Genomic DNA, 8,214 nt, shown 5'->3' with positions numbered 1-8,214 from the left:
TGGAATCGACTACGATGCCATCCCGCCGTCGCTGGCCGAGGTCGCCATCGAGCCGGGCGACGTGGAGTACGCGCGTGTCCGGTCGACGTACATGCGCGGGGGGTCGCCCGGTCTGGTGCTGCCAGTGAGCAGCGTCGAGCAGGTGATCGACGCGCTCGCCTATGCGCGTGCCCATCCACAGGTGCCGCTCTCGATCCGCAGCGGTGGGCATGGGATCAGCGGCCGCTCGACCAACGACGGCGGTATCGTCATCGACCTGGGCCGGATGAACCGCATCGAGGTGCTGGACCCGGCGGCGCGCCGGGTACGGCTCGGGCCGGGCGCCCGCTGGGGGGATGTCGCCGCGGCGCTGGCGCCCTATGGGTTGGCGCTCAGCTCCGGCGACTACGGCGGCGTGGGCGTGGGTGGGCTGGCGACGGCCGGCGGCATCGGCTGGCTCTCCCGCCTGCACGGGTTGACGATCGATCATCTGCGGGCGGTGGAGATGGTCCTCGCCGATGGGTCGATCGTCCGCGCCAGCGACGAGGAGAACCCGGACCTGTTCTGGGCGGTGCGCGGCGCCGGGGCCAACTTCGGCATCGTGACGTCGTTCGAGTTCGAGGCCGACGCGGTGGGCAATGTCGGCTGGGCGCAGTTCGTGTTCGACGCCGGCGACACGGCTGGCTTCCTGGAACGATGGGGCGCGGCAGTCGAGGCGGCGCCGCGCGATCTGACGAGCTTCCTCGTCATGGGCCGCCCGCGCCGGGGGCAGCCGCTGGTGGCGCAGGTGATGGCCGTGGTCGCCTCGGATCAGCCGGAGACGATCGTCGATCGCCTGCAGCCGCTCGCCGCCGTCGCGCCGCTCTACGACCAGTACGCCGTCATCACGCCGTACGCGAGCATCATGGCCAACGCGCAGGGTGGTTACCACGACGGGCAGGGCGAGCCGGTGGCGCGCTCGGGGCTCATCGAGCACATCACGCCCTCGTTCGCCGCAGCGGTGGAGCGACTGATCCTTGGCGGGGCAGTGTATTTCTTCCAGATCCGGTCGGTCGGCGGCGCGGTGTCGGACGTCGACCCCGACGCCACGGCCTACGCCCACCGCTCGGCCAACTTCCACGTGACCGCGTTCGGTACCAGCCGAGCCCGTCTCGACGCCGAGTGGGATGCGCTGCACCACCACTTCACCGGGATCTACCTCAACTTTGAGACTGACCCGCGCCCGGAGCGGATCGCCGACGCGTTCCCGCCGCGGACGCTCCAGCGCCTGCGCGAGTTGAAGGCGCGCTACGATCCGGACAATGTGTTTCGGGACAACTTCAACATTGCGCCGGGTGTGCTCGCCCGCTGATCCGGCCTGTCGACCCATCATCGAGGAGACGCTATGACCGACTACGGACACGAACTACTCTTCGGAACATTCGTCACGCCGGTGGCGCAGCCGGTGATGCACGCGGTGGACCTGGCTCTCGTGTCGGAGCGCGCCGGGCTCGATCTGGTGACATTCCAGGACCACCCCTACCAACCGGCGTTCTACGATACGTGGACGCTGCTGTCTTTCGTGGCGTCTCGCACGGAGCGGATCCGCGTCGCCGGGAACGTGCTCAACCTCCCGCTGCGGCAGCCGGCGGTCCTGGCCCGCGCGGCCGCCAGCCTGGACCGGCTGAGCGGTGGTCGCTTCGAGCTGGGTCTCGGGGCCGGTGGGTTCTGGGGCCCCATCGCCGCCATGGGCGGGCCGCGCCGGACGCCGGGAGAGGCGGTCGAGGCCCTGGAGGAGGCGATCCAGATCATCCGCGAGCTGTGGGCGGCCGATCAGCGCGGCGGCGTGTACGTCGACGGCACGTACTATCAGGTGAAGGGCGCCAAACGCGGTCCCGCGCCGGCGCATGACATCGGGATCTGGATCGGTGCCTACAAGCCGCGGATGCTGCGCCTCATCGGGCGCCGGGCGGACGGCTGGATCCCGACACTCGCCTACCTGGAGGGCGGGGTGGCCGACCTGGAGGAGATGAACAAGTACATCGACGAGGGCGCGGCTCAGGCGGGGCGTGACCCCCGCGCCGTGCGACGGTTCCTGAACATCGGTGGGCGATTCGCGCCATCGGGCCGTGGCCTGTTCGACGGTCCGCCCGAGGCATGGGCGGAGCAGATCGCGGCGATCGCCCTGACGTACGGCGTCAGTGGCTTCATCCTGGCGGCGGACGACGCGGCGTCGATCGAGCTCTATGCGTCCGAGGTCGTCCCCGCGGCTCGCACGCTCGTTGCCGCCGAGCGGGCGCGTTCGGGTGTCACGAGCGACCCCGGCGCGGGGCTGGTGCACTAGCCACGGAGCCGCAGGCAGGGTTTCGCGGCTGTATGGCCGCTGCTACGATGCGGAGGACGTCCTGCGAACGACGGCAAAAGATCCGTTGGAGAGAGAGAGGAAGGACGTATGGCAAAGATCACTCCCCGCTATTCGACGACCGTCACGGTGACCGGCGGGCGTGAGGGCCACGCCGTCAGCGATGACGGGGTGCTGGATGTCCAGCTTCGGCGCCCGAAGACGGACGGTCCCAACGAGGGAACCAACCCGGAGCAGCTCTTCGCCGCCGCGTGGGGTGCCTGCTTCCAGGGCGCCCTGCTGGCGGTCGGGCGTCAGGCCGACGTGGACGTGACGGACTCGACCGTGAAGGTCGAGGTGGCGCTGGGGGCCGATCCCGAGGGTGGGTTCGGTCTCGCCGCGAAGATCATGGTCGAGATCCCCGGTGTGGACCGTGAGAAGGCGCGCGAACTTGCCGACGCGGCCCACGCCATGTGCCCCTACTCCAAGGCAACCCGCGGGAACATCGACGTCGAGGTGCTCGTCGTCTGACACCGTTTGGAGCGCTGTCGTCCGTTCGGTGCCGGACGGTGATTCGCCCTGTGCGCGAAACGCGGCGCGGCGGGTGTCGTTCGTGGACGATACCCGCCGCGATCGTGTTCCAGCTATGCTGCTGCTGCGCCGCTAGTACGCGCCCTTCAGCCAGCCGCGGGCGATGAGGATCTCCCGGCCGAGGTGGCCGAGCAGGAACTCGTAGGGCGTGCCGCGCTTGTCCGGGTGCCACTCGAAGCGGGCACGCTCGAAGTACTGCACCGTGTGCATCTGGCCGTCGGTCCTGCTCAGCTCGGAGAACTCTTCGCTGATCGGGTACCCGAAGATCGGCAGCCCGCCGTTGCGGTACCAGTAGTCGCGGAAGCCGTAGGCGAGGGTGTGCCCTGTCGCCGGGAAGAAGTCGCGATCAGGGCCGGGCGTGGCATTCGCCAGCGGACGGAACGGTGCCTCATGCTCGCGCCCCGCGGTGATCTCGCGACCCAGCAGGCCGAGGAGCACTTCGTAGGGGGTTCCGGCCAGATCGGGGTGGTGTTCGAAGCGGGCACGCTCGAAGTACTGGACCAGCAGTGCCTTGCCGTCCACCGGCGACAGCTCGTAGAACGGCTCGGTCAGCGGGTAGCCGAAGCGCATCAGCCCGCCGTTGCGCTCCCAGTAGTCCCAGAAGATCCGGGGGACGTTGTGCCCGGTCACGTCGACGTAGACCATGTCCGCATTGGGGCTGCGGGGTACGGCGTCGGTCGGTGGGGGCTCGATCGTGATCTCCTGGGGGAAGGCGTTCTCCTCATGGTAGCGGACGAATTCCTGGACGAGGCTGGCGGTGATCGTCTTTGTGCCGGTGGATGCCAGGCGGAAGTAGCCGGTGATGGTCGCCCGCTCGCCGGGCGCAATCGGGTGGGGCGTGCCCCAGCGGAACGGATTCGGCAGGCCGTCGTTACCGGAGTAGTCAATCCCGACGCGGAAGCGCCCCTCGATCTTGGGGAAGCCGGCGCTTTGGAAGTCCTGCCCCTCGACGTACATGTAGCCGTCGGCGGGCTCTTGCCCGTAGAGCGGGGTCGATCCGATGTTCTCGACCACCGCGTCGACGCGGATCGGCATCCCGACGTAGGTCGACTTCGGGGTGATGGTGACGGCGACCAGGCGGCCCCGGGCGTCGGCTGACTGTGGCGCGTAAATCGGCCCGGTCCCCTTCAGCCAGCCCCGGATCTCCGGGAGCCGGGCGTAGAACGCCGAGCCGGGGCATTCGGTTGAGAGCACGTCGCGGTGGCCGGCGATGTTGGGGACGTTGTCCCGGTCGACGAAGAAGCTCCAGCCGCCTGGGTCGACGTTTCCGGCACGCTCGCGGATCAGACGCACGATCGCGTCGAGCGCCGCCTGAGGCACGGGCGTGTCCTGGAAGTTGCCGAGGACGGCGATCCCGATGCTGCCGCGGTTGTACTGGAGCGCGTGGCCGCCGACCACGCCTCCGCCGCCGTAGCGGCCCTCGTAGACGCGACCCTCCCAGTCGACGAGGAAGTTGTAGCCAATGTCGCCCCAGCCGAGGGTGACGGCATGGTAGTAGTAGATCGACCGGATGGCGGCCGCCGGGTCCGGGGGCCGGTTCTGGGTGACGGTGTGGTGCAGGATCACCTTCTGGATCGGCGCGTACTCCGGCTCCCAGATCTCCTCGCCGTCCTTGAAGCGGAGCGACTCGTCCGCACCCCATCCCGCGCGCGGGATGATCCAGCCGTCGATCAGGTCGGTCGCCGCCAGGAGCTGTGCCGGGGCGGAGGTATCGACCGCCGCGATCTCAACCTCGTGGAGGAGGGGTGCCTCGCCCAGCGCGTTCGGCACGATGTCGACCCGGTACTGGAGGTGCGTGCTCGGCTCCGTCAGGAGCGGAACCGCGTAGGTGCGCCGGCCCTCGAGCGGTTGCAGGTGGTCGTCCGCATGGAGGTCGACCCACTCGCTCCAGGTCGTCCCATCGACGCTCGTGCGCACCGCGAAGTCGAGCCGGCTCCCTGCCGGGATATCCGCGAACCACCCGACCTCGATGCTGTTGTACTGGCCCTCGGTGGTGAAGACGGCAGATTGATACTGGCCGCTCGTGGGGAAGACGTCGCGCTCGACCCACGCGGTGCGGGTCATGGCGCTGGCCTGTGCTCCCGGTTGCCGGAAGTCGACCACGGTCGCCAGGAGCGCACCCCCGGCCACCTTGAGCAACGTCCGCCGATTCAATCGCTCACGCAACATGGTCTGCTCGCTCTTCGTCTTGTCAGGCGGCAGCCGCACGTAGTCGGCTGCGCTCGCGACAACGGTACGTCCCCAACAAGTGAACGGTCAAGATGTCCGTACAACGAGCAATCGTTGTCGGAAATACTAGGAATGGGTCACCTAGTCTACTATACGCGGGGATGCCGGTAGCGGGTGACGAGGGAGCCCAAAGATGACGAAGGTCGCATACCAGGTACTCACCGGGGGTGAGCGGCGGGGTACCGTGTTCGTCGTGCTGGTTGGTCTATCACTCCTCGTGTTCCTGGGCGTGCCGGCGCCGCTGGAGACGAAATCCCTCGCGCTGCTGCACGGACTGTGTGCCCAGATCCCGGACCATTCCTTCTGGTTCGGTGTGGTGCGGCTCCCCTTCGACGCGCGCATGACCGGCATCTACGGCGGGTTCCTGGTGACCCAGCTCTACCTTCTGACCCGGGGACGCGTGCGCGCTGCCGGGCTGCCTTCCCTTCCGATCGTCCTGTTGCTTGGTGGGTTCGCCGTGGCCATGGGCATCGACGGGATCAACTCGCTCCTCGACGACACCGGCCTTCCGGCGATCTATCCCCCGACAAATACGCTCCGGTACATCACCGGAGCGCTCATGGGTACAACGTTGGGGACGTTCCTCTGGTTGCTCACCGCGGCGACGATCTGGCGGCCGGAGCTGACGCAGCGGGAACCGGCACTGCGCGGGTGGCGTGACCTCGCTGACGTGCTCGCCATGGCAGGTGCGTTCGGGTTGGCTGCGGGGAGCGGTATCCCCGCGCTCTACACGCCGATCACGCTGCTCCTGATCGGCGCGGCGGTGCTGGCGCTCTTCGAGATCGCGCTGGTGTTGATCCTGCTGGGCCGGTCGCGCGTGTTGGCAGCCGCGACGCCGCGCGAACTCGCCGGCCCCGCCCTCGGCGCTCTCCTCGGCGCCTACGCGACACTCGCCATCCTCAGCGCCGGCCGCTACGCGCTGGAGACGTTGTTCCCGTAGATGACAAGAAGGTAACGGAACCCCTCACCCCCTGCCCCTCTCCCACAAGGGGAGAGGGGGTTAGGGGGTGAGGGATCGCCTCTCCTACTTCTGCCCCACGGGCCACTTGCCGTACCAGTCGAAGCGCTCGTCGGCCAGGTTGACGACCACGTTCTTGACCTGGGTGTAGAGGTCGAGCGCGTGGCGGCTGAGCTCCCGGCCGATGCCGCTCTGCTTGAAGCCGCCGAACGGCGCCTCCGGCGGGTTGACGGTCGGGAAGTTGATGCTGACGTTCCCGGCGCGGATACGGGATGCCAGCCGGTGGGCGCGCTTCAGGTCGTTGGTCCAGATCGTCGCGGCCAGGCCGTAGATGGTGTTGTTCGCCATCGCCACGACCTCGGACTCATCCCGGAAGGGAATGACCGAGAGCACCGGCCCGAAGACCTCCTGCTGCGCGATGGTCATATCGTTCTGGACCTGAGTGAAGATGGTCGGCTCGATGAAGTTGCCCTTCTGGAGCACCTCGTCGTCCGGGCGCTTGCCGCCGAGCGCCAGGTTCGCGCCCTCGCTGCGCGCCCGCTCGATGAAGCCCAGCACGCGCTCGCACTGGCGCTTGGAGATGACCGGGCCCATCTGCGTGGTGTCCTCCAGCGGGTCGCCGATGCGGATCTTGCCGGCCTTGGCGATGAAGTCGGACAGGAACTGGTCGTGGATCGACTCGTGGAGGAAGAGCCGGGTGCGGGCGGTGCAGCGCTGGCCGGCGTTGGTGAAGATGGCGAAGAGCGAGCCGTTGACCGCCTCCTCCAGGTCGGCGTCGGAGAAGACGATGTTGGGCGACTTGCCGCCCAGCTCCAGCGACACCTTCTTGATCGTCCCGGCGGACAGCCGCAGGATCTCGCGGCCCGTCTCCGTCTCGCCGGTGAAGGCGATCTTGTCGACGTCGGGGTGCTCGGCGATGGCCGCGCCGACCTCGGCGCCGGGCCCGGTCAGGATGTTGACGACCCCGTCGGGGATATCCGCTTCCTGGCAGATCTCGCCCAGGACGAGCGCGGTCAGCGGTGTCGCGCTGGCGGGCTTGAGGACGACCGTGTTGCCCGCCGCGAGCGCCGGAGCGACCTTCCATGCCGCCATCAGCAGCGGGAAGTTCCAGGGGATGATCTGCCCGCAGACGCCGTACGGCTCGCGGAGGGTGTAGTCGAAGAGCGGGCCGTTCATGGGGATCGTCTCGCCCCAGATCTGCCCGGTCAGGTTGGCGTAGTAGTCGAAGCAGTTGGCCGAGGCGGCGACATCGGCGCGCGACTCGATGATGATCTTGCCGCAGTTGAGCGTCTCCAGGCGGGCGATCTCTTCCAGCCGCTCGCGCAGGATTTCAGCGACCCTCCGCATGCGCTTGGCGCGCTCCATCGGGGTCATCTTCCCCCAGGGGCCCTCGTCGAAGGCCTTGCGCGCGGCGGCGACGGCCCGGTTGACATCCTCGCGGCCCGCCTTCGGCACGTGCGCGATGACCTCGTTGGTTGCCGGGTTGTAGGTGGGGAAGGTCTCCCCGGAGGCGGCGGGAACGAACTGCCCGCCGATCAATAGTCCGTACTCCTTGGTGGTGACCTCTGTCGCCATGGTGGTTACCTCCCGCGTACCCGTGGCGAACGCCGGTCGTGACCGGCGTGGTCCGATCCCTCGCTGGTGCCGGGCCCAGATGCGGCATCCCGCTGGCATGGGCGGCTCAGGGCACATAGTAGCACCGAAGGAGCGCCTGCGTCGCCGGGGCCGACGCCGGATGACCCCGGTCGCCGTCCAAGGCCGGGACGCGGTCCATCCCCGCTGCTGTCGGAGGTCGGCGACGTGTGTATAGACCGCTCCCGATGCAGCCGTGCGGGGCGGGCGACCGGCAGGCGGCGGCGCCGCACGGTGCGTCGGTCAGTGGGGCCGGCGCGGCCAGGAAAGATGCCGGCCTATGGAGTTTGATGAATTACCGTGATATACCGTCGCCGACCCCGTTGCCCGGTCGCTGTCATCCTGAGCGGAGCCGACCGGAGCGGAGCGCCGGGCGGCGGAGCCAAGGATCTCGCATCGCATCGGCCCCGCATCAGAGATCCTTCGCTGCGCCGGGGGGGGGGGGGCGCCCCCCCCCCCGCCGCGGCCGCGGGGCAGGTCCAACCCCCCGGGGCCCCGAGCAGGT

6 protein-coding genes are annotated in these 8,214 nt (G+C 68.8%); 4 read left to right on the top strand and 2 right to left on the bottom strand.

What is annotated here, in order from left to right:
- The 3 genes from IRZ30_RS13430 to IRZ30_RS13420 all read left to right on the top strand — a co-directional run.
- On the top strand, positions 1–1,330 hold a 1,330-nt coding region (locus IRZ30_RS13430), incomplete at its 5' end, for an FAD-binding oxidoreductase (protein WP_294085931.1).
- A 33-nt stretch (positions 1,331–1,363) separates the two neighbouring features.
- Positions 1,364–2,302, top strand: a complete 939-nt coding sequence (locus IRZ30_RS13425) for an LLM class flavin-dependent oxidoreductase (RefSeq protein ID WP_294085930.1) — start codon at positions 1,364–1,366, stop codon at positions 2,300–2,302.
- 108 nt (positions 2,303–2,410) lie between these two features.
- A complete protein-coding gene (locus IRZ30_RS13420) occupies positions 2,411–2,830 on the top strand; it encodes an organic hydroperoxide resistance protein (protein WP_294085929.1) in 420 nt (139 codons plus the stop codon).
- A 132-nt stretch (positions 2,831–2,962) separates the two neighbouring features.
- Here the strand turns inward: IRZ30_RS13420 and IRZ30_RS13415 are convergent, their stop codons facing one another.
- Positions 2,963–5,059: an N-acetylmuramoyl-L-alanine amidase gene (locus tag IRZ30_RS13415; RefSeq protein WP_294085927.1), complete on the bottom strand. Its 2,097-nt coding sequence runs from the start codon at positions 5,057–5,059 to the stop codon at positions 2,963–2,965.
- A gap of 193 nt (positions 5,060–5,252) precedes the next feature.
- Here IRZ30_RS13415 and IRZ30_RS13410 point away from each other — a divergent pair, with 193 nt between their 5' ends.
- The gene (locus IRZ30_RS13410) at positions 5,253–6,059 is read left to right on the top strand and encodes a DUF2085 domain-containing protein (RefSeq protein WP_294085926.1); all 807 of its coding nucleotides are present in this window, start codon (positions 5,253–5,255) and stop codon (positions 6,057–6,059) included.
- A gap of 84 nt (positions 6,060–6,143) precedes the next feature.
- On the opposite strand, the gene IRZ30_RS13405 is transcribed toward IRZ30_RS13410, so the two are convergent.
- Positions 6,144–7,652 (bottom strand): aldehyde dehydrogenase family protein, encoded by a 1,509-nt coding sequence (locus IRZ30_RS13405; protein ID WP_294085925.1) that lies wholly within the window; start codon positions 7,650–7,652, stop codon positions 6,144–6,146.
- Positions 7,653–8,214 lie beyond the last annotated feature (562 nt).

Origin of the sequence: Sphaerobacter sp. (assembly GCF_019683595.1) — a bacterium.
Classification (GTDB): domain Bacteria; phylum Chloroflexota; class Chloroflexia; order Thermomicrobiales; family Thermomicrobiaceae; genus Sphaerobacter.
This window is presented reverse-complemented; position numbering and strand designations above follow the sequence as displayed.

Bases quoted from the DNA above. Each gene is read 5' to 3' on its own strand.
- IRZ30_RS13405 (WP_294085925.1), bottom strand. From the start codon at position 7,652: ATGGCGACAGAGGTCACCACCAAGGAGTACGGACTATTGATCGGCGGG.
- IRZ30_RS13410 (WP_294085926.1), top strand. From the start codon at position 5,253: ATGACGAAGGTCGCATACCAGGTACTCACCGGGGGTGAGCGGCGGGGT.
- IRZ30_RS13420 (WP_294085929.1), top strand. From the start codon at position 2,411: ATGGCAAAGATCACTCCCCGCTATTCGACGACCGTCACGGTGACCGGC.
- IRZ30_RS13425 (WP_294085930.1), top strand. From the start codon at position 1,364: ATGACCGACTACGGACACGAACTACTCTTCGGAACATTCGTCACGCCG.
- IRZ30_RS13415 (WP_294085927.1), bottom strand. From the start codon at position 5,059: ATGTTGCGTGAGCGATTGAATCGGCGGACGTTGCTCAAGGTGGCCGGG.